Source organism: Niallia sp. 01092, assembly GCF_052318935.1.
Taxonomy (GTDB): domain Bacteria; phylum Bacillota; class Bacilli; order Bacillales; family Cytobacillaceae; genus Niallia.
On record NZ_JBQRKO010000002.1, the window covers coordinates 120,320 to 141,124 of the forward strand.

The following is a 20,805-nucleotide window of genomic DNA, read 5'->3' on the forward strand; positions in this document are numbered from 1 at the left end:
CCTCCTTACGATTAATAAAACTATCTTACCATATTTTTCTATAGTAGTAATAACTTAAAGCTTAAGATGATTAGACAAAAAAACTGCATGTCCATGATGACGAATTGTCTATCATAAACATACAGTTTTTACGAATTCTCCCTACCTTTTTTAGAAAAATAGGCTTATAAAGAACCCGCTATACAGAATTCGGCTTTCTATTCGTTTATAGCATGGATATGCTTAACAGGCAATGCAGCTTCTACTGCATTCAAAACAGATTCCTTTTCCTTATTATCAACAAGAATATGAACGTTCCCTCTGTCTTCATGTGTTCGGATTAAACGCCCAATTCCTTGTCTTAACCGTAAAATCATATAAGGCATGTCCACTTCTAAAAACGGATCGATGCTGTTTTCCCTTTTTGATTTATAAACAGGATCATTTGGCGGAAATGGCAAGGAAAATAAAAAGACATTTTCTAATGATCTGCCTGGAACGTCTAAACCTTCCCATAAATTCACTGCACATAAAACGGATTCTTCTTCATTTTGAAATTTTGAAACAAGTCCGCTTATTTCGCCTTCGCCTTCGTAATAAACAGGAAAATGAAAATCTGCTGGCCTATTTTCTTTAAAGTTCTGTAAATCTTCTTTATTGTTAAATAAAACTAATGAGCGACCATTTGCTTTCTCAATTTGTTCATAACAATATTGTTGCTTTCGTACTGAATCTTCTTTAGAAAAAGATTCCACAAAAACATTCATACTTTCTTCGTATTCAAATGGTGAATCTACAGAAAACGATAAATAATTAGTTGCACCTAAACTATTTGCCATATATGCAAATGATTTATTTTCAGATAATGTTGCAGATGAGAAAATAATCGGCTTCTTCTGGCTAAATACATCATCTTTCATGATATCTTTTACAAGCCTTGGCATTATAACTAAAGTACGTTCCCCATTGTTTTCTTCAAACCATGTAATGCCATTCATTTCTTTCAAGAAAAGACTAAGCGAGTGAGAAATTTGTTCTAAATATTCTTCGACAACCTTCAATTCATACTCATTAATTACATACATTTCACTTTCAAACACAAGCTCTTCTTCTAAGTCGGAAATGAATTGTGCTAATTTTTTTCCTTCTGCCATTACTGTTGCTGTTTTTTGAATTTCTTGTTTATCCGAACCCTTCGTCTGAAAAGATGCTTTCGTCAGCTCTGCAAAAAACTGCTCATTTTGATAAATAGTATCTTCCATCATATTTAATGTTTTTTCTCTCACATCGTTTGCCATTAATTTCGTTAACAGCTTTTCAAGATTTTGTTCTGTTAAACGATAGGTTAACGCTTTTTGAGCAGCGTATTCTAATAAATGTCCTTCATCAAATACAATACAAGAACTTTCCGGCAGCAAAGGAAGTTGTCCTTCTCTTTTTCGCGATTCTTTTGTCCAAATATGCTCCATATAAAAATCATGCGAACAAATAATTAAATCTTTTGCATTACGGTAATAATCACGATGCAGCGTTTGCCCACAGCGATGCCTTTTTTCACATGTAAAACAGTCTTGAAGAGAATCCCAAGCCACCTCATTCCACTCTGCATCACGAAGTTCCGGGTAATCCTTTCGATCCCCATATCGTGTAAATGACTGAAGTGATCCCGAACCATGAACAAAATCAGGAAGGGAATCATAAATGCTATTAAACGTATCTTCCACTATAATTTGTTTATCTAATTTATTTAAACATAAGTATTGATTTCTAGATTTCGCTAACCGAACATCTACATTTAAATTTAATACTTTTTCCAGCTTGGCAATATCTCCTTCTTTTTTTACCAGCTGTTCAATAAGTGTTTCATCACTGCATGCAATAATAGCAGGTTTATTCATATAGCGCGCGTAGCAAATGGCATATAATAAATAAACAAATGTTTTCCCTGTCCCAACACCAGCTTCAGCAAAAATCGTATTTTTTTCTTTAAACGCATTTTCCAACTGGTATGCCATATACACTTGTTCATCTCTTAATTCAAATCCAGCTTCAGGGAGAATATCGTAAAAAACATCTCCAATCCATTCTCCTAATTTTTCATAAAAAGATTCTGTTTTAGCCACTTCAAACGGCAGGTTGTTTTGCATGGTACCCCTCCAAAAAGTAAAATATTCTCTCATTTAATGAAAATGAGAGAGTATTTTTGGTTTCTATCTAACTTTAAAATTTTTTGCTTTCTTATCTTTCAAGAAAAAGAAGGGTGTGCAAAAGAATTAAGCACCCTTCTCTAGTTTTTCCGTCTGATCAGCGCTTTTCTTAATAGCCACTGTCACGAGATAAAGTAAAAGACATTGCTTGTTGAACTGTTTGTTGTGCTTCTATTAATGCTTTTTGCCCTTTATTTACAGTGTTATCTGCTTGAATAATTTCCAAAGACTGATTTAATGCATGTATTATTTTATCATAATCTATAGTAGCATCCTTCATTCTATCCCTCCAGGTTGATATCTATAGATAAAATATATACAAAAAATCAAATAATATACTATCATGCTTTCGACTAGCCTGAAGATTTGCAGTTTTTTTGCTACACGTTGCACACTACTTATGCAATTTTTGCTAAATCGTTCGCTTTTGATAACTATTTTTTTCTTTTACCCCAATATTGATAATAATCTGTTTTAATAAAGCCGTTGAACAGTTTTCTTTTTTTGGTAGCTTTTTTGCCATAATGTGTTTCAAACTCTTCATCAGATGTCAGCATATAGATAGACCAGCTGTCTAATGGTTCAAATGCTTGTCCCATATCATGATACATTTTTTGAACGGATGGTTTATCTCCAAGTCTTTCCCCATATGGTGGATTGCCGATAATAACTCCATTTTCTTTCGTTGTAGTAAAATCTTTTACTTGCATTTGTTTAAAGGTAATCAAATCACCTAAACCTGCTTCAAAGGCGTTTTCCTCTGCAATTTTCACCATTTTATGGTCAATATCTGTCCCAATTATTTCAAGCGGCTGATCATAGTTTGCTTTATCTTCTGCCTCTGTACGAACTTCATCCCAAATTTTCGCTGACATCCAATCCCAGTCTTCTGAAATAAACGCTCTATTAAATCCTGGTGCAATATTTTGACCGATTAATGCCGCCTCAATCGGAATCGTACCGGATCCACAAAACGGATCAACTAACGGACGGTCAGGCGCCCAATGGGTTAATAATAGTAAAGAAGCTGCCAGTGTTTCTTTTATTGGTGCTTCACCTTGCCCGACACGATATCCCCTGCGATGTAATCCATGCCCAGAAGTATCAATGGTTAATGTTACAATATCCTTTAAGATCGATACTTCTAGTTTAAATAAGGCACCGTTTTCTTCTAACCATCCCGTTTTTTTGTAATAAGAGCTAATCCTATTTACAACCGCTTTTTTAACAATTGCTTGACAGTCAGAAACGCTAAAAAGCTTCGATTTTACTGATTTCCCTGAAACAGGAAACTGCGCATTAACCGGCAAATATTCTTCCCAGCGCAATGCTTTTGTTTTTTCGAATAGTTCATCAAAGGTAGTTGCTTTAAACTCTCCAACTTTAATTTTTATTCTGTCTGCAGTACGAAGCCACATATTGCTTCTTGCAATCGCAAGCTCATCACCTGAAAATAAAACCTTGCCATTGTCGACCGTACATTCATATCCTAAATTCCTTACTTCTTTTGCAACAATTGCTTCAATCCCCATTGCAGCTGTGGCAATTAAATCAAATTTTTTCATTTTTTCACCCTTATTTAAAAATTCATTTACGATAGTGTTTATTTTTTATTCCTAATCTATGTACTGTAAATAAAAAGGATGACCCTCAAAAATATGTCTGACATCCCTAACAATAGAAAACGTATACCTTTTTCTATTTGTATATGAAGTCAGACCCTTCTAGTGAGTCACCCTTATCCTTATTCCTTTATGTCATCAACATTAACGCTTTGTAAGCCATGTTCTGTTCCTTTGTACTCAGTCGACATTGTCTCGTATAAAGGCGGTAATCATCTATCTACAGAATCATCTTCTGTCCTTCTCTTAAGTTCAATTCCTCAGAGAAAGTTCCCCTACCATAATTTGGGTTTCTCGCTCGTGGGGTTTACCTCGTTCCACCCTTTTCATTTCTGAAAAGGCTCCGTCACTGTGGCACTTTCAAGGTATTCATACCATATCAAATGACTTAGGTATTTTCCCTGCCGTCAGCAAAGATCCACTTTGCTGCCCTAGCTTATTTTTTGGCTAGGCACGAACACTACAAGCATCTCAGCTTGTGCGAGCATGGACTTTCCTCTACAAAACCAATGTTTTGCAGCGATTACCCCAGCGTTTTTATTGACTACAGATGCTATTATATTATGTTCATCATGGAATAGCAATGGGAAATAAAAGAATTTTTCTTAGGCTATGTTTCATACCTCGAAATACATACGTTTTCGATCAGCCTTAGTTTGTGTAAATTCTACTTTTTTTGCATACTAGAGTTTTTCGTTTCATTCATATAACTTGCTGCCAAAAACATGCTTTTCTAAATTTGATAATCTCTTTAATATATCAAAATTCGTTGTTCCAGCAGCGCTTGGTGCTGGTTGCCGTCTAGAGGCTTCTTCTGCTTGTTTTTTTAAACGCAGATTTTCTTGTTGAAGCTCTTCAATCTCTTGATGCAATGTTTCATAATCTTTAATAATTAAATCTAAAAATTTATCAACATCTTCTGGTTTATAGCCTCTCATGCTTGTTTTAAATTCTTTTTCTAAAATATCTTTCGCCGTTAATTTCATTTTATCTGATAACATAATACGTTCACCTCAAGTATTACCATAATCTTATTTATTTTTTCAAAAAATGTTCACTTTGTCAATTTCTATTAGAACTGTTCATTAAATTGCATCTCTTCTACAATAGATTGTAAATCAGAAAAAGTAATCATGCGGATTTCATAATCCTTTTTTTCATTATATTGTTTAGCAAGATGATATAAATATTTTGAACTTCCTTCTTTTTCTTCATCATAAAATAATAATAATACATCACTTTTTTGAAGGAGAAAGATATTGTTTGCTTTTAATTGGCTTGGATTTTCATACGGTTTTTTTGAAACAGAATCAATATAATCCGCTTGCATTAATACCTCTTCATACCATTCTTTATTTGCTTCTTTCCAGCGTAGCTCCTGATCTAAAAATGGAGTAAATACTCCCACTTTTAAATTAGGATATTTTTCGGCTTGTAATTCATATGCCACTTCTGCTGCCCAAAGCTCTGTTCCAATCTGTCCACTAATTAATATCCATTCCAGTCCTTCTTCGACCATCATCTCGATATTTTTTCTAATCGCCTCTTTTATGTAAAAAACGGCTTCATCCTGCTTATTAAAAATGCCTATTTCATAAGGTTTATAACCCGAAATGACAGCAACTTTCATGCACTTGCATACTCCTTTATATAATAAAATGAAGGTAATCTATGTCAGAACAACCTCTATATTATACTGTATTTCCTGCTAATAGAGAAAATAACACTAAAAAGCAAAAATAATAATTACTCATCGCAACCGCATTTTTTACGGCATTCTATCCTTATATTATAAGCACTTCTTTACAAAAGAGAAACTAGTTTCATTATTTTTTTTACAATCGCTTTAGTTTAGTTATAGATACAAACAAAATTTTCCTAATAGTAAAACAAGGACCATAATCGGCCCTTGTTTGTTTTTTCCTTTATTTTCTTCTAAACGGGAAAGCTCCTGGCATTTGACCAGGTGCTCCCGGAATTTGACCTGGCGCTCCTGGGTATAGTTGACCTGCAGCAGTAAAAGGTATTCCCCCCGTAGGCGGTTGTTGAGGTGCTGGACCTGGCGCTGGGTATGGAGCAGGTGCAGGCCCCATATTAGCTTGTGTGTTCGTTACAACATTTTCAACAGATTGTGTTTGCGGGAAGTAATGTTGATGCTCATAATTCACATGATTTACAGTTGTTGTATGTGTTGGATGAATATGAGGTACAATATTGTTTGAAAATGTGTGATTTACACAACATTTTGTAGGGTGAACTACAGCAGGCAATACACAACTTGGTCTAGGTTTGCAATGCATAAAGAAAATCTCCTCTCATTAGTTTAATTATCTTACATTAACAACTTATGATGAAAGAGATAATCTTGTACTAATACAAACACCTAATTTACTTTAGTTTCTGTATGGAAAAGGGAAAGGAGCTTCTCCTTTTTTATATGGAAATTATACTAAGTCCAAAATATTACAATCTATAACATCGCATACAAGCTTTCTTTTAATGTTGTAAAAAGAATCGCAGTCAAACATACAACGACAAAAAATAATAACATAACCACTTTATACAAAAAAGCACACCTCATTGCAAATATTTTCACTACCTTACTATTTTAATAAGATAATAGAAAACAAACAACTAGGAATTTGCGGAAAATTTTTAAGACGAATCTTTTTTATTCGATATTTTTCTATTCAGCCGTTCGATTCGTTTTATAAACTGTCGCTGCTGATTGTCTTTTTGGTTTTCGTTTTGTTCTAACCATAGTTGATAAGCATTATTTGTCCATTCAAGTGCTTGAACAACGTTTTTTTCTTGATGCTCCGCTACTTTAGCTAATTCAATATAAGCATCTATTATGATTTTATCATTTGTTTTCTCTGTATTATTTTCAATTATATTTTTCCATAAAGAAACAGCTTCCGCTTGCTTTTTTTCTTTTTTTGCATGTTTGGCGAGGATTGATTGTGCCAAAAGTGTTTCCTCTTTATTCGTTTCTTTAATACGATTTAGACTTTCTTTAGCTGCATCGACCTCACCTAAGGCGGAATACCAGCGGCCAACCTCTAATGTTTCCTTTGGAGTTATGTGACGATCCTTTTGCAACAACTGGCAACTTAAATGAGTATATAGTGTTATTAACGATAAAATATCTAATTCATTATGCTTTAATATTGCCAGCATGCCTTCTGGATTTTTTCTTTCCACAAAATCAAAATAAATCATCGGTGCTAAAAAACCAGGGACATCATCTTGGCGTATTACATCTAACACTTCTTCTTCAACAATCGACAGCTTTATACGTTCCAACCGATGTTTCCACATTCTTCTTGCCCCATGATATAAGTCAAAATGGCCAAATTCAGGAAGCTTCGGAACATGTTCCTTTACAAACATATGCCTTGTTTTTACTTGCGGCCAATCGAAAGCTTTTCCGTTATACGTAACTAGTGTTGTATAATCGACATTTTCTAAAAAACTTTTAAATAAAGGTACTTCTCCACCCGGATATGAAAGTATATGCTGTTTTAACACAACATGTTCTTCCATAATTTGTGCATATCCTAAAATGAAAATAGTATTGCCTGCTCCTCCACCTAAACCTGTTGTTTCCGTATCAAAGAAAAATAGTTCGTTTGCTTTATGCCCGTTTGCAGATAAAGGATGAGTAAAATTGGATTGATTCCATTCCTTAACGGCGTCTATACATTGACGAAACGAATACTTGCCGTGTTTATATGCTAGTGGATATTTTACTTCTCGAATTAAACAATAGTCGTTATCCACCCAATATGGATGAACATTTTCCTTATTCCAGACCGTTAAATAAGGAATTTCCTTATATTCCTGTTTTTTTAATTGTTCAACTGGTTTTGCATCTGTTTTTAGATGTGGTTTTAATCGATTCAACTTATTTTTAATACTCATTTTATCCCCTATATTTCGGTGTTACTTGAACAAAGAAAGAATGTTCAGCACCTCTTTTTTATGATCATCATTTATACCTTCCAAACCAATACAAGATGGACAGCCATTTGGACAGGAACAATTTTTGATCATTTTTTTTGCTTCTTTTAACACCATTGGCATTTCTTCATATAATTTCTTACTTAAACCGATTCCGCCAGGATAACGATCATAAAAAAATATCGTCGCTTTTTCATTATGTGGTGCTTTCACTTGCGGAACTACCTGAATATCACTTGGATCAGCCATTACTAATAATGGGGCAATATGCTTTAAAGCATGGGCAGCACCAAGTAATCCTTGTTCGGTTCGATCATCATTAATTGGGAGATTATTGGGATCAAATGAAATCCACGCTGCATTTGTATGAAGCTCTTCTTCAGGTAAGCTTATTGGGCCTGAACCGATATTTTCATGTGTTTCAAACTTAATTTTTTTAAAAATCGTGCTCATTGCGGTAATGCTGACATCACCATACCCAACTTCCACTTCTTCCACTTTTTTCAGTTCATCCACTTCGAGTACTTTTAATGAAACAGCTAAATTTGCATCTGTATAATAATCGACACTAACCTCCCTGACAAACGCCTTTTTTTCTTCCCAATCTAGTTTCTCGACTTGATATTGAATGCCTTGGTGCAAATAGATTGCTTCTTCATGGAGCAATGTCATCGCAGAAAATCGGTCGCTTTCCCCGATTACTCTTGATTTGCTGACATCAGAAATATCGATAATCACGACATTTTCCTGTGAGGCGGACCGCAAACTGATATTATGCGCTGGAAAAGAATCATTCATCCAATACCACTTATCCCCATTTTGAAAGAGCACTCTTTCTTCTGTTAAATATTCGAGTATTTCTGTAATTTCGCACGTACCAAATGAGTCGCCTTTTTGAAAAGGCAGTTCGTATGCCGCACATTTCATATGATCAATTAAAATGATTAAGTTATCCGGATTAATCCTGGCAGTTTCTGGATTTCGATTAAAAAAGTATTCAGGATTTGCGATCATATATTGATCTAAGGGGCTCGAACTAGCCACCATGATTACTAAGGACTCATCATGTCTTCGTCCAGCCCTGCCTGCCTGCTGCCAAGAACTCGCTATCGTGCCTGGATACCCTGTCATGATGCAAGCTTGTAATTGTCCGATATCAACACCAAGTTCCAATGCATTGGTGCTTACTACTCCATAAATATCGCCTTGCCTTAATCCCTTTTCAATATCTCTTCTTTCTGTAGGCAAATATCCGCCTCTGTAGCCTCTGATTGCTTTTGGTCCCAATTGGTATTTCACCAATTCTTGCAAATAGGTCAATAAAATTTCGACTCTCACACGGCTTTTCGCAAAAATAATCGTTTGAATTTTATTTTTTAATAGCTCGCCCGCTAGTCTTCTTACTTCCAACGTAGCGCTTTTCCTTATATTAAGAGGAATGTTTACAATCGGCGGATTATAAAAAACAAAATGCTTTTTGCCGCTTGGAGCACCGTTGTTATTAATTAATGTCATTTTTTCTTCTGTTAAGTTTTCAGCAAGTTCCAGCGGGTTCGCAATGGTTGCGGAAGTACAAATAAAGATTGGATTGCTGCCGTAAAATGCACAAATTCTTTTCAGTCTGCGAAGAACATTTGCAACATGACTGCCAAATACACCGCGATAAATATGGAGCTCATCAATCACGACATATTTTAAGTTTTCAAACAAACTCACCCATTTTGTATGATGAGGCAAAATAGCCGAATGGAGCATGTCTGGGTTGGTAATGACAATATGCCCTGCCTTCCTTACTTTTTGCCTGATAGCAAAAGGGGTATCTCCATCATATGTATAACTGTTTATTTGTAATTCTGCACTTTCTATTAATTCATTCAATTCACTTTTTTGATCTTGAGCCAGCGCTTTTGTCGGAAAAAGATACAACGCTCGCGTTTGTTCATTTTCTGTTATCGATTGAATAACAGGCAAATTATAACAAAGTGTTTTTCCAGATGCAGTAGGTGTTACAGCAACCAAGCTGTTATTTTTTTTAACCTCCTCATATGCAGATTTTTGATGCGTATATAAACGAGTTATGCCTCTTTTTTGCAAAGCAAATTGGATTTTAGGTGATAAGCCTTCAGGTAGAGGAACAGTTTCAGCATCTTTTGCTTCGATTGTATGCCAGTAGGCAATCCTGTCTTTATATTCTTCCATATTATTTAAATCAGCAATAAATGCTTGGAGATTTTTTCGAACCTTCATGTATTTTCACCTCTTATATATTCCATTTTACCGAATAAACGTTCCTGTTTAAAGAGGTATTATCCTTTAATAGAATGAATTTTTTTGAATTGGCGACTATAGTGTTACTTTTAGGCACATCGACCATTTTTTCGCATAAAATAATCAAAAAAACGTTTCAAAAAGGAGTTGACAGCATTGTCTAAAAACTTCCCAATTGATCCAAACAAAAAGGATAAAACAGAACCATTTGGGGGGATTATTCAATCAATGAATACCTTCTTTCAAGAAAAACCAGTAAAAAATTTTCTGCAAAGCATGGATGATTTTTTCAACAACCCCTTTCCAAATATGGCATTCCCGCTTTCGATAAAAGAAACAGAAACTGCAAATATTATTACTGCTGAATTGCCGGGGGTTAATAAAGAACAAATTACTATTGATGTGTATGACCGCCACATCACGATAAGTGTAAACTACCATGATCAAATAACCGAAGAAAACAAACAACAAAATTTATTCCGATCCACCCAAACTTATAAAAGGAACAGCAGAACCGTTACATTACCTTATCTTATTAACGAACATAAAGTAAAAGCCTCGTACCAAAATGGATTGCTTTCTATCAGCATCCCGAAACAAAAAGGGAAAAAAATAAGTATTGATGAAAAGTAATAAAAAAAGATGTTCGTTTAAAAAAGAATATGATGCATATACTACTAGTGATATTCTAATGACTGTTCTACTGACAAACAGTTATTAGAGTATCACTAGCTTCTTTACAAACCCTACTTCCGAGGTGATTAGATGAGCTACAAAGAACAGTTAGATTCTCATTCTTCCCTTTTTCATCATAATTGGACAAGACCAAAACGGGCAAGTTCCCAAGTAAACGGGCATACCGAAATGTCTAAACCCAATTTTATTTTAAGAAGGAATGCAAGAGCATACCGATATATGTAAAACAAATTTTGTTTTATTAGGAATGCAGGAGCACACCGATGGTTAGGACAAGAAACTAGAAAAAGAGGGCATCCTCCTTAAACAAAACACTTCACATATGTGTGAAGCTATGCTTGGAGGATGCCCTCTTATCCTTTTACTAATGGTATTATACTTTAAATATTCCTCCTACCCCTTTTACAAGTCCAGTAACTTGGTTCATCGCACTCATCATCATTCCAGCAGTATCCATCATTTTATTAAAATCAAAAGAACCGTCCTGTGATTTAAATGAATTCATGATGTTTTGCATTCCACTTTGTTTTTTGGGAATAAATGATTGCTTTGGATATGGATTCATATAGCTTTGTTGGTAATTATTTTTTGGAGCATTTGATATATACGATTCATTTTGATATTGCAATGGATTCTGAAATACATCATGAGACGATTTAGGATAGTTATTTTGCGGATGAAAATATGGTTGTTCATAATTTCCATATGTTCCAGGCAACGTCATCTGCTGGCCGTAATATGGATGCATATTTTCCATAGATCCATTCCACATTGGAACATTCATATAAGGGGTATATTGTCTGCTGTTCAAGTATGGATAAGCTGCCGAACCATTATTTATATGTGATGGAGTCCTATTTAAATATGGCAAATAATTTGGTCGTCGTGCTATGTTCATTTAAACATATCCTCCTCCAAAAGTAATTCCTTCTCTATCCTATGAATAAAATGCCTAGCTGGTGCAAATAACAACACTGGGTTTAGCCAAGAAAAAAACCGCAAAAAAAAACTGCCAACAAAGGCTCTTCTAGGTAGCCTAAAGGTTTGCAGATTGGCTTTCTTTATTTTTTGAACATTTTATAGACAGCTAAGATGAATCCCGATGTCAACTAATAATAAAGCACATCTATTGTTCACCAGTTTTGCCACCTTTATTTAGTTCATTTAATAACGCTTGAAGTATATATTGTACAGATTTTGCTGCATCAAGAAATCTTTTTTTACTCGTTTCCGGATAAAATGCCTGAATGGAGATTATTTCAATATGATCGGATGCTGAAAGTATTTGGGCACCATTAAGATATACTGGCCTTTTGTCATTTACCCATTTTAATGCAAGTTCTTTCCATTCATCGTTCAGCTGCTTCACTTTATTTGCATAAGGGTGCACTACTTCATAAAAATCTTTTGCTTCTCCTGTTGTTTTCACTTGATGAAATGTTCTTATTAAATCTTCAGCTGCTTCCGCCAGCCTTACTGTATCTTCTTTTAACTGATGATCGTTATCCATTTATTGTTCACTGCTTCCTATAAATGCTTTGTTGTATCTATGTTAGTTATTTTAGAGAAATCATGAACCTAGTTCAAGTTTAAAAATTGCTTTTCTTTTTATTTTTTGGAATTTCTCTATCTTTCTAGCTTCCTCCATCCATTTTTGCTCAAATTCAGAAAAAGCTGACTCCAATGTATTTAGATGAATAAGATGTTCTTCTACTTCCATTTTTTTCTTTTCCTGTATTTCCATTATCATAATGTCTAACTCTTCCAATTCATCATTCATCGTTTTAAGTATTTTTAAAAGCTCTTCTTTATTATATACTTCCTTCATTTCAATCCCCTCCCATCTTTGATACTAAATATGTTCGAGGTGATTCGGTTTGCACCTGCACCATTGACAAAACTAGAAGTGATTCGTCAAAGAAAGAACGGATTCCCCAAAACAATAGCGGAATTCGACACGAATAGCTTATATATTATTGAAACAATCTTGTTTCTAATGGAATATATACGACCATAATGATTACGACCATGTATGGGAAAAATAAACCAAACGTTCCTACTTATTTCCTTCACTCGAATGGTAAAATTTGAAAAAAATAAAAAAATGAAACATAAGTGCCCATAAATTCGTCGAATGATGTAAAGGACTCTTGAACTTTGACTCGCAATAAAATACAATGAACATTCTTTTTTTACGGTATAATAGTGACAAAAAGTTTCCGTTCTTGATATTTATTGGGGATTGCTTGGATCTTTTTGGCTAATTTTCGTTAGCTTTTGAACCAAAATAATGAAAAATACCTGCCATATAAGTCACTTTTTCTAAGAAGCTCTATATGATAATATTGTTTGTTGTTAGAAAACACTTATATTGTTTTGCTGGCAGCAAAAAGAGGTGATAAAATGAAACTTCATTACCCAAATGGGAAAAAATATACTCCCATTGCTGAACAAACGAAAAACACATCGAAAAAAAAACATAACTACGGTAATAGAGGGATGACATTAGAAGAGGACATTAATGTCACCAATCAATTTTATTTAGAAATTGGGAAAGCGGTCATTCATAAAAAACCAACTCCCGTTCAAATCGTTCAAGTGAATTATCCGAAAAGAAGTGCAGCAGTTATTAAAGAAGCCTATTTTAAACAAGCTTCAACTACTGATTATAATGGTGTCTACCGTGGAAAATATATTGATTTTGAAGCAAAGGAAACGAAATCCTCCACTTCATTCCCATTAAATAACTTTCACGATCACCAAATTAATCATATAATGTTAGTCGAAAAACAAATGGGTATTTGTTTTGTCCTTATTCGTTTTTCATCCACCGACGAAATCTTCTACCTAGAAGCAGAAAAACTGATAAAATTTTGGCATAGAATGAACCAAGGAGGAAGAAAATCGATAACAAAAGAAGAATTGGCAACACATGGTCATCCCATATCACTTGGTTTTCAGCCGAGAATTGACTATATTAAAGTAATAGATTATCTTTATCATTTCGATTGATACAGCTTTTGATTGTTTTGCATACTAGAAAGGTAGGAAAGAACATGGCAGAAAAATATGAAACAAGAGAGGAGCGCCGAAAAAGGCTCCAATCTGTAAAAAAGAAATCAACATCAAAAAAGAATAAAAACGGCAAACAAATTTTTAAAAAGATTTTTTTAACGTTAATAACAATAGGAATTATTGGGATGATTGGGGGAGCTATTACATTTGGCATCATGGTAAAAGGCGCTCCTAAACTGGATGAAGCGACTTTAAAGGACTCCATTTCCTCTACATTTTATGATTCAGAAGGAAAACCAATTGCGAAAGTTGGAGCTGTTAATCGAGATTATGTCGATTATAAAGATATACCTGATTTAGTCAAAAATGCTTTTATTGCAACAGAAGATTCCCGCTTTTTTAAACATCATGGCATTGATCCAATTCGATTAGGTGGTGCCGTTGTCGCTAATGTTAAAGAAGGATTTGGAGCGGAGGGAGCAAGTACGATTACACAGCAAGTGGTGAAAAACTTCTTCTTTAATCAGCCGCAAAAAACGCTGTCTCGTAAAGCACAAGAAGCGTGGCTTGCTATTCAGTTAGAAAGAAAGTATTCAAAAGAAGAAATTTTTGAAATGTATGTGAATAAAATTTTTATGTCTGAAAATGTCAGTGGTGTTAAAACGGCAGCTGATATATACTTCGGAAAATCACTTGATGAATTAACATTGCCGGAAGCAGCACTTCTTGCGGGAATGCCGCAGGCGCCAAATGCCTACAACCCATTTAATAATCCAGAGCGTGCCGAAAAACGACGCAATATCGTTCTGTCATTAATGCATCAGCACGGTTATATTTCAGAAGCAGAAATGAAAGAAGCACAAAAAGTACCTGTTACTAATACTCTTTTAACGAAAAAAGAAAGAAAAAGCACAGAACTTCCTTATGATTCTTTTATTAAAGAAGCTATTGCGGAAATAGAAAAAAAATATCCTGATATTAATGTTTATACAGATGGCTTATCTATTCAAACAACAATCAATACGAAAGCACAAAAATATGTAGATAAAATTATGTATGAAAACAAAATTGTTCCTTTTCCAGATGAAAAATTTCAAGCTGGAATTACATTATTAGACACAAAAACAGGAGCAATTTTAGCAATAGGAGGTGACCGTGATCCTAAAGTTAAATTTGGCTTTAACTATGCAACAGAACAAAAACGCCAGCCAGGATCCACGATTAAACCAATCCTTGATTACGGTCCTGCTATCGAATATTTAAAATGGGGAACATATCATACGTTAGAAGATAAACCAACAACCTATTCTAACGGCACCCCTATTAAAAACTGGAATGGAAAATACCTAGGTTCTATGACGATGCGCAGCGCGTTGGCACAATCAAGAAATATACCAGCCTTAGAGGCATTTAAAGAAGTTGGGAAGGATAAAGCAAAGGATTTCGCTGTAAATCTCGGCATTCCTTTAGATGATATTCAAGAAGCATACTCTATTGGTGGACTTAAAAATGGGGTCACCAGTAAAGAACTTGCGGGAGCATACAGTGCTTTCGGCAACGAAGGCGTTTATAATGAGCCGCATGCTGTTACTTCCTTTACGTTAAAAGACGGATCAAAAATAAACATGGAACCAGAATCAAAAGTGGTTATGCAAGATTACACCGCTTTTCTAATCACTGATATGTTAAAAGATGTCGTAAACTCTTCCTACGGTACTGGGACCTATGCAAATGTCCCTGGATTGCCGGTTGCCGGTAAAACAGGAACAACAAACTATACAGATAAAGAGCTGTCTGAGTATCAAATTCCAACAAGTACGGCAGTTCCAGACGCATGGTTTGCAGGATATACAACAAACTTTACGATGGCAGTGTGGACCGGATATGAAACACGTAAAAATTATATTGACCCAGGAATGGATCAAAAAGTAGCCCAACAGATCTTTAAAAATGTGATGCAATATATTTCAAAAGATGTGAAAACAGCTGATTTCACTAAACCAGCTAGTGTTGACACAGTTTATATTGAAAAAGGTACATTTCCTGCACAGCTTGCAGGATCCTATACTCCAAAAGATCAAATTCTTACAGAGTATGCGGTAAAAGGAAATATTCCGAGCCAAGTTTCCGAGAGATATAATAAACCTAGTGCACCAACAAATCTTTCTGCACAATATAATAAAGACAATGATGAAATAGAACTTTCTTGGAATTATGGTGACAAAAAAGACGCTAAATTTGCAGTCACTGTTAGTGTTAATGGAGGCGCTGAAGAACAATTAACCGAAACACAAGATACAAGTTTAAAAATTCCCAAACCGGCACCTGGCAGCAACTATACATTTACTGTTAAAGCAATTAAAAAGGATCAATCCAGTGATCCAGCTACAGCAAGTGTAGCCGTTCCTCAGCAAGAAATAGAGGAACAGCCCGTTGATGATGAAGACGAAATCGGAGATGACAATACGAATCCCGAAGATAATCAGCCGACTGATAATCAGGACCAAAACAACAATAATGGCAATAATCCTGATAACAATGGCAACGGAAATGGCGATGGAAACGGGAATGAAAATGGCAATGGAAACAACCCTGATAATAACAACAACAATGGGAATGGGAACAATAATCCTAATGGCAGCCCAGAAAATAACACCAATAGCCCTACAAATAATGAAAACAACAATGGAGATCAGTCAACACCTACTAATAATATTGATGGGAATACTGGAGGATAACACAAAAAAAGCTGACGTCAGTCGAAAGATTCGACTTTGCGTCAGCTTTTTCTTTTGATTTTTTTTATCGCAAATTGTTTTTCTAGTTCCATAAATAATGCTTCTAATTGCTTAAAAGAATGGTAGCCATTTAACCTTGATAGAATAAATGTAAGTCTTTCTCCTACATTAATCGGCTTTATGCTTATCTCTTGGCTTATTAAACCACTTTCAAACGATACAGGAAGCTCGTTTGTCCAATATAAACTTTGCAAAAAGTATCCTATACCTTGTATCATCTTTATACGAGTTTCTTGTTTATGTTCATTTTTGATACTTATGCCTATCTCTTCTTTCAGCGTTTGCCATTGTTTTATTGTTTCGGTAACACATAATTCTATATTTTGTTTTTCCCAGGGCTTAAATGTTTTTATTTGCTGAAAAAAAGCAGCTTCATGAATAAAGGGGACATTTAGTTGAAAAGTTTCTAATATAGAAATGTTATGAAGCAGATATTCCGTTGGTACATCAAGGTTATCGTAACGTAGAAACGAAGGCAATGTTAATGTAAATGCTTTTCCCATTACGTCACACCTATTTTTCTCATTCTTTTTTTCCCTTCTCTGCAAACAGTCAACAATGGACATTCTGTACATTGTGGATTTTGCGCTTTGCAATGATAACGACCAAAAAATATTAATCGATGATGGGTTACCGACCATTCTTCCATCGGAATTTTTTTCATTAATGTTTTTTCTACTTCTAAAACCGAGTCTTTCCAACGACAAAATCCTAATCGTTTGCTTACCCTTTCAACATGTGTATCCACTGCTATGGCAGGTATATGGAATGCGACAGAAACAACAACATTTGCCGTTTTTCTTCCCACACCTGGCAAGTTTATTAATTCATCTCTGTCTGATGGAATTTCTCCATTATATTTCTCTATTACCATTTGGCATAATTTTTGAATATTTTTTGCTTTATTCCTAAAAAGTCCAATTGATCTTATATCTTGCTGCAATTCTTCTAATGATACATTTAAATAGTCTTCCGGTTTTTTATATTTTTGAAATAAGTTTTTTGTCACCTTATTTACAAGTGCATCGGTACATTGTGCAGATAATGCAACCGCAATAACTAATTCAAATGGATTGGAATGAATCAACTCACAATGTGCATCGGGAAACATATCTCCCATTGTGTCTAAACATAATCTAATTTCAGCTTTTTTTAACATATTCCTCCACCATATCTTTTGCCCTATTTTTTCTAATGTCTGTTTTCGTATAGATTAGATTGTTGCTTTTAAACTCGCAGCCTGAATACACTTCGCTTTCCGTGGGCGAGCGTCGAGCCTCCTCGTCGCATACGCTCCTGTGGGGTCTCGTCTTTCTCGCATTCCCACAGGAGTCTACGTGTATTCAGCCTGCTGAGTACTTCTTTTCCCATTTTCATGTGAAAAACAACAAAATTTGAGAAAACAGCCTTTCTAATTTTTTTGTATTCTTCTAAATAGCCATTTAATTTTTTGCTCCTTTTTACAGTAAAGTAAGGATTTGCTAAATTCCATTGTTGATTTTCAAAAGGTCAGAGAATCCACTCCTTTTCCGCGGACATTCTTTCAAGCCTTCGCTCGTACCTCACTGTGGGTCTTGTCAACCCGTTTCTTATAAACAACATTATTGTTTAACAGAGCCTACAGCAAAGAAGAGAATCCTGTGGATCCTCAAAAAATTAAACTGTAAAATAGTTTGTTTAAGGCTCTAGCCAATTAAAAAATGGCACTGATTTACTTGTTGTTGGCTGTTCTTGTAATTTCATAGCACTTTGATTTTGTCTAAATTTTTTCCCGTAGCTTTTCGCTTGCTGTATTGTTTTTATCCCGTTTTTCTTCCATTCAAATAGAATACGGTCTATATAGCGAAAATTTAACTTTCCTGAAATGACAGCCTCTCTTAATGCTGCCTTGACGATAACAGGTTCGTGTTGATCATCATCCAGCCACATACTTAACGATTCAATTTCGAAAGGAGATAAAGGTCTTCCAAACTCATTTTCGAAACATGCGTATAAATCACTTTCTTCCTTTTTTGTATGCTGCGCATCTTCTTTTTTCGTTATCAGCAAGTATACATCAATGAGCTTATTCCATAATGGCTCCAATGAATATTGTTCATAGCGAATGCCCTTTTCATTGTTCCCATCTATAATTTCTAGAAAACCTCTTTTAATAAGCTGACTTAACATTTCATGACATTCCATTGCATCTATCGTCATAAAAGCAGCAAGTTCCATCGGAGTAGGAAAATTATTCCCTTTTTCAAAAAAGGAAAAAATTTGCAGCAATAACACTAATTCCTTTTCATTCAGTTTAAGTATTTTATAATGTGCTAAAAGTGTTGTCGGGATATTGATGCTTCCTTCTTGCAACCATTTTAGCATAATTGTTTTATTCATACAGACACCTCTAATACAGTATATCATGTCATCCAAATGCTTGTAATATGTAATAGTAAGCAATTGTTGGCATCACCAATCTCCATATTTGTCGATATTAATGAGTGGAACAAATAAGAAAAGCGCAAGCGCCTTGAACAGCTCTGAAAAAAAATGTTCCCATGACTCAAAAAGTGCTTTTTACTTTTAGAGGCATGGGGTTATTTTTCACAAGAGCTAGGCGCTGGAGCTAGACAGAAAATAAACAAGGAAGAATTAACTAATATTCCTTGTTTATTAGAGGAATATAAAGTAAATTCTTCCTTTTCACTTTTACCCTTTTATGGGTATAAACGATTTAGTAATCTTGGGAAAGGAATGGTTTCACGAACATGCTCTACTCCACTAATCCAAGCAACTGTTCTTTCTAAACCAAGTCCAAATCCAGAATGTGGTACAGAACCGTATTTTCTTAATTCCAAATACCACTTATACGTTTCTGAATCAAGCTGATGTTCTTCTAATCGCTTGTTTAACAAGTCCATGTCATGGATACGTTCTGATCCGCCAATAATTTCACCATATCCTTCTGGTGCAATCAAATCGGCGCATAAAACGACATCTCCGTTATTTGGATCCGGCTGCATATAAAATGGCTTTAATGTTGTCGGATAATGCGTAATAAAGACGGGTTTATCATAACTCTCGGCAATAGCAGTTTCATGCGGAGCTCCAAAATCATCTCCCCATTTGATATCATTAAAACCTTGCTGATGTAAAAACTCTAGAGCATCATCGTAACTGATTCGCGGAAATGGTGCTTGAATTTTTTCTAGCTTCGAAAGATCTCTGCCCAGCGCTTTTAATTCCAATGCACAATTTTTTAATACAGATTGCACGACGTAACTAACATATTGTTCTTGTACGACTAAATTATCTTCAAACTCACAAAAAGCCATTTCCGGTTCAATCATCCAAAACTCAATTAAATGACGGCGTGTTTTTGATTTTTCAGCACGGAAAGTTGGTCCAAAGGAAAACACTTTTCCAAGAGCCATTGCCGCTGCTTCCATATAAAGCTGGCCACTTTGTGAAAGATAAGCATCTTCATCAAAATATTTTGTGGCAAACAGCTCTGTTGTACCTTCCGGCGCACTTCCAGTCAAGATTGGCGGATCTACCTTTACAAACCCATTTTCATTAAAAAACTCATACGTTGTACGAATAATTTCATTTCTAATTTTCATCACTGCATGTTGACGTTTAGAACGAAGCCATAGATGACGATTATCCATTAAAAATTCTGTACCGTGTTCTTTTGGAGTAATTGGGTAATCAACTGCACTTTGGATTACTTCGACAGCTTTTACAAGCAGCTCGTAACCAAATGGAGAGCGTTCATCTTTCTGAACAACACCAGTAACATAAACAGAAGATTCCTGTGTGACTGTCTTTGCTGCTTGAAAAACTTCTTCTGCTACTTCACTTTTTACGACAACCCCTTGTACAAAACCTGTACCATCACGAAGCTGTAAAAAGGCAATTTTTCCACTTGAACGCTTATTTGCAATCCAAGCACCTATTTTTACTTCTTTATCTACATTTTTAGGTAATTCAGCAATAGTTGATTTAATCACAATATACTCCCCCATAACAATTATGTAAAAAGAAAAGCGGAAGCGACTTGTTTAGCCCCGAAGAAAAATGTTCTCATGACACAAAAAGTGTTTTTACTTTTTGGCTACCCTGAAAATAAGCTCGGTTAAAAGAGGTTTTCCGAAGCTTATCGCTCGCTTTCCGCGGGGCGAGCGCCGAGCCTCCTCGTCACTTTGCTCCTGCGGGGTGTCTCGCCTGTCTCGCTAATCCCGCAGGAGTCGAGCGAACGCTTCTCCAAACCAA

General features: G+C 35.2%; 19 protein-coding genes and 1 other RNA gene. 4 read left to right on the top strand and 16 right to left on the bottom strand.

The window, feature by feature from the left end; genetic code table 11:
• Positions 1–197 precede the first annotated feature (197 nt).
• The 9 genes from ACTXGU_RS02530 to ACTXGU_RS02570 form a co-directional block, all read right to left on the bottom strand.
• Positions 198–2,126, bottom strand: a complete 1,929-nt coding sequence (locus ACTXGU_RS02530; RefSeq protein WP_443479922.1) for an ATP-dependent DNA helicase — start codon at positions 2,124–2,126, stop codon at positions 198–200.
• A 169-nt stretch (positions 2,127–2,295) separates the two neighbouring features.
• Positions 2,296–2,466 carry a hypothetical protein gene (locus ACTXGU_RS02535; RefSeq protein ID WP_443479923.1) on the bottom strand — a complete coding sequence of 57 codons (171 nt, stop codon included), beginning with the start codon at positions 2,464–2,466 and terminating at the stop codon, positions 2,296–2,298.
• A 154-nt stretch (positions 2,467–2,620) separates the two neighbouring features.
• Positions 2,621–3,751, bottom strand: a complete 1,131-nt coding sequence (locus tag ACTXGU_RS02540) for a THUMP domain-containing class I SAM-dependent RNA methyltransferase (protein ID WP_443479924.1) — start codon at positions 3,749–3,751, stop codon at positions 2,621–2,623.
• A 207-nt stretch (positions 3,752–3,958) separates the two neighbouring features.
• Positions 3,959–4,343, bottom strand: an RNA gene (gene rnpB, locus ACTXGU_RS02545) — RNase P RNA component class B.
• A gap of 163 nt (positions 4,344–4,506) precedes the next feature.
• A complete protein-coding gene (gene gpsB, locus ACTXGU_RS02550; protein WP_443479925.1) occupies positions 4,507–4,809 on the bottom strand; it encodes a cell division regulator GpsB in 303 nt (100 codons plus the stop codon).
• Between the two features lie 71 nt (positions 4,810–4,880).
• Entirely contained in the window at positions 4,881–5,438 is a 558-nt protein-coding gene (locus tag ACTXGU_RS02555) for a DUF1273 domain-containing protein (RefSeq protein ID WP_443479926.1), read from the bottom strand.
• 295 nt (positions 5,439–5,733) lie between these two features.
• A complete protein-coding gene (locus ACTXGU_RS02560; protein WP_443479927.1) occupies positions 5,734–6,108 on the bottom strand; it encodes a CotD family spore coat protein in 375 nt (124 codons plus the stop codon).
• A gap of 355 nt (positions 6,109–6,463) precedes the next feature.
• Positions 6,464–7,732 (bottom strand): ribonuclease H-like domain-containing protein, encoded by a 1,269-nt coding sequence (locus ACTXGU_RS02565; protein WP_443479928.1) that lies wholly within the window; start codon positions 7,730–7,732, stop codon positions 6,464–6,466.
• A 21-nt stretch (positions 7,733–7,753) separates the two neighbouring features.
• Positions 7,754–10,018 (bottom strand): DEAD/DEAH box helicase, encoded by a 2,265-nt coding sequence (locus ACTXGU_RS02570; RefSeq protein ID WP_443479929.1) that lies wholly within the window; start codon positions 10,016–10,018, stop codon positions 7,754–7,756.
• A 177-nt stretch (positions 10,019–10,195) separates the two neighbouring features.
• On the opposite strand from ACTXGU_RS02570, the gene ACTXGU_RS02575 reads away from it, so the two are divergent.
• Positions 10,196–10,672: an Hsp20/alpha crystallin family protein gene (locus ACTXGU_RS02575; RefSeq protein ID WP_443479930.1), complete on the top strand. Its 477-nt coding sequence runs from the start codon at positions 10,196–10,198 to the stop codon at positions 10,670–10,672.
• A gap of 132 nt (positions 10,673–10,804) precedes the next feature.
• The gene (locus ACTXGU_RS02580; RefSeq protein WP_443479931.1) at positions 10,805–10,960 is read left to right on the top strand and encodes a YpzG family protein; all 156 of its coding nucleotides are present in this window, start codon (positions 10,805–10,807) and stop codon (positions 10,958–10,960) included.
• A 148-nt stretch (positions 10,961–11,108) separates the two neighbouring features.
• On the opposite strand, the gene ACTXGU_RS02585 is transcribed toward ACTXGU_RS02580, so the two are convergent.
• From ACTXGU_RS02585 to ACTXGU_RS02595, 3 genes are all read right to left on the bottom strand, one after another.
• Positions 11,109–11,633, bottom strand: a complete 525-nt coding sequence (locus tag ACTXGU_RS02585) for a YppG family protein (RefSeq protein WP_443479932.1) — start codon at positions 11,631–11,633, stop codon at positions 11,109–11,111.
• A 228-nt stretch (positions 11,634–11,861) separates the two neighbouring features.
• A complete protein-coding gene (locus ACTXGU_RS02590) occupies positions 11,862–12,245 on the bottom strand; it encodes a YppE family protein (RefSeq protein WP_443479933.1) in 384 nt (127 codons plus the stop codon).
• Between the two features lie 60 nt (positions 12,246–12,305).
• Positions 12,306–12,563 carry a hypothetical protein gene (locus tag ACTXGU_RS02595; RefSeq protein WP_443479934.1) on the bottom strand — a complete coding sequence of 86 codons (258 nt, stop codon included), beginning with the start codon at positions 12,561–12,563 and terminating at the stop codon, positions 12,306–12,308.
• Between the two features lie 575 nt (positions 12,564–13,138).
• Here ACTXGU_RS02595 and recU point away from each other — a divergent pair.
• Both recU and ACTXGU_RS02605 read left to right on the top strand, forming a co-directional pair.
• Positions 13,139–13,747: a Holliday junction resolvase RecU gene (gene recU, locus ACTXGU_RS02600; RefSeq protein ID WP_443479935.1), complete on the top strand. Its 609-nt coding sequence runs from the start codon at positions 13,139–13,141 to the stop codon at positions 13,745–13,747.
• Positions 13,748–13,791: 44 nt separating this feature from the next.
• Positions 13,792–16,488: a PBP1A family penicillin-binding protein gene (locus ACTXGU_RS02605; RefSeq protein WP_443479936.1), complete on the top strand. Its 2,697-nt coding sequence runs from the start codon at positions 13,792–13,794 to the stop codon at positions 16,486–16,488.
• 41 nt (positions 16,489–16,529) lie between these two features.
• On the opposite strand, the gene ACTXGU_RS02610 is transcribed toward ACTXGU_RS02605, so the two are convergent.
• The 4 genes from ACTXGU_RS02610 to asnS all read right to left on the bottom strand — a co-directional run bounded on the left by ACTXGU_RS02610 (position 16,530) and on the right by asnS (position 20,558).
• Entirely contained in the window at positions 16,530–17,051 is a 522-nt protein-coding gene (locus ACTXGU_RS02610; RefSeq protein ID WP_443479937.1) for a YpoC family protein, read from the bottom strand.
• Positions 17,051–17,707 carry an endonuclease III gene (nth, locus tag ACTXGU_RS02615; protein ID WP_443479938.1) on the bottom strand — a complete coding sequence of 219 codons (657 nt, stop codon included), beginning with the start codon at positions 17,705–17,707 and terminating at the stop codon, positions 17,051–17,053. The genes ACTXGU_RS02610 and nth overlap by 1 nt, the downstream gene beginning before the upstream one ends.
• A gap of 518 nt (positions 17,708–18,225) precedes the next feature.
• The gene (locus tag ACTXGU_RS02620; RefSeq protein WP_443479939.1) at positions 18,226–18,927 is read right to left on the bottom strand and encodes a DnaD domain-containing protein; all 702 of its coding nucleotides are present in this window, start codon (positions 18,925–18,927) and stop codon (positions 18,226–18,228) included.
• A 320-nt stretch (positions 18,928–19,247) separates the two neighbouring features.
• A complete protein-coding gene (asnS, locus tag ACTXGU_RS02625; RefSeq protein ID WP_443479940.1) occupies positions 19,248–20,558 on the bottom strand; it encodes an asparagine--tRNA ligase in 1,311 nt (436 codons plus the stop codon).
• Positions 20,559–20,805 lie beyond the last annotated feature (247 nt).

Excerpts from the sequence above, each read along its gene's own strand:
- ACTXGU_RS02530 (WP_443479922.1), bottom strand. The coding sequence starts at position 2,126 with ATGCAAAACAACCTGCCGTTTGAAGTGGCTAAAACAGAATCTTTTTAT.
- ACTXGU_RS02535 (WP_443479923.1), bottom strand. The coding sequence starts at position 2,466 with ATGAAGGATGCTACTATAGATTATGATAAAATAATACATGCATTAAAT.
- ACTXGU_RS02540 (WP_443479924.1), bottom strand. The coding sequence starts at position 3,751 with ATGAAAAAATTTGATTTAATTGCCACAGCTGCAATGGGGATTGAAGCA.
- gpsB (WP_443479925.1), bottom strand. The coding sequence starts at position 4,809 with ATGTTATCAGATAAAATGAAATTAACGGCGAAAGATATTTTAGAAAAA.
- ACTXGU_RS02555 (WP_443479926.1), bottom strand. The coding sequence starts at position 5,438 with ATGAAAGTTGCTGTCATTTCGGGTTATAAACCTTATGAAATAGGCATT.
- ACTXGU_RS02560 (WP_443479927.1), bottom strand. The coding sequence starts at position 6,108 with ATGCATTGCAAACCTAGACCAAGTTGTGTATTGCCTGCTGTAGTTCAC.
- ACTXGU_RS02565 (WP_443479928.1), bottom strand. The coding sequence starts at position 7,732 with ATGAGTATTAAAAATAAGTTGAATCGATTAAAACCACATCTAAAAACA.
- ACTXGU_RS02570 (WP_443479929.1), bottom strand. The coding sequence starts at position 10,018 with ATGAAGGTTCGAAAAAATCTCCAAGCATTTATTGCTGATTTAAATAAT.
- ACTXGU_RS02580 (WP_443479931.1), top strand. The coding sequence starts at position 10,805 with ATGAGCTACAAAGAACAGTTAGATTCTCATTCTTCCCTTTTTCATCAT.
- ACTXGU_RS02585 (WP_443479932.1), bottom strand. The coding sequence starts at position 11,633 with ATGAACATAGCACGACGACCAAATTATTTGCCATATTTAAATAGGACT.
- ACTXGU_RS02590 (WP_443479933.1), bottom strand. The coding sequence starts at position 12,245 with ATGGATAACGATCATCAGTTAAAAGAAGATACAGTAAGGCTGGCGGAA.
- ACTXGU_RS02595 (WP_443479934.1), bottom strand. The coding sequence starts at position 12,563 with ATGAAGGAAGTATATAATAAAGAAGAGCTTTTAAAAATACTTAAAACG.
- recU (WP_443479935.1), top strand. The coding sequence starts at position 13,139 with ATGAAACTTCATTACCCAAATGGGAAAAAATATACTCCCATTGCTGAA.
- ACTXGU_RS02605 (WP_443479936.1), top strand. The coding sequence starts at position 13,792 with ATGGCAGAAAAATATGAAACAAGAGAGGAGCGCCGAAAAAGGCTCCAA.
- ACTXGU_RS02610 (WP_443479937.1), bottom strand. The coding sequence starts at position 17,051 with ATGGGAAAAGCATTTACATTAACATTGCCTTCGTTTCTACGTTACGAT.
- nth (WP_443479938.1), bottom strand. The coding sequence starts at position 17,707 with ATGTTAAAAAAAGCTGAAATTAGATTATGTTTAGACACAATGGGAGAT.
- ACTXGU_RS02620 (WP_443479939.1), bottom strand. The coding sequence starts at position 18,927 with ATGAATAAAACAATTATGCTAAAATGGTTGCAAGAAGGAAGCATCAAT.
- asnS (WP_443479940.1), bottom strand. The coding sequence starts at position 20,558 with ATGGGGGAGTATATTGTGATTAAATCAACTATTGCTGAATTACCTAAA.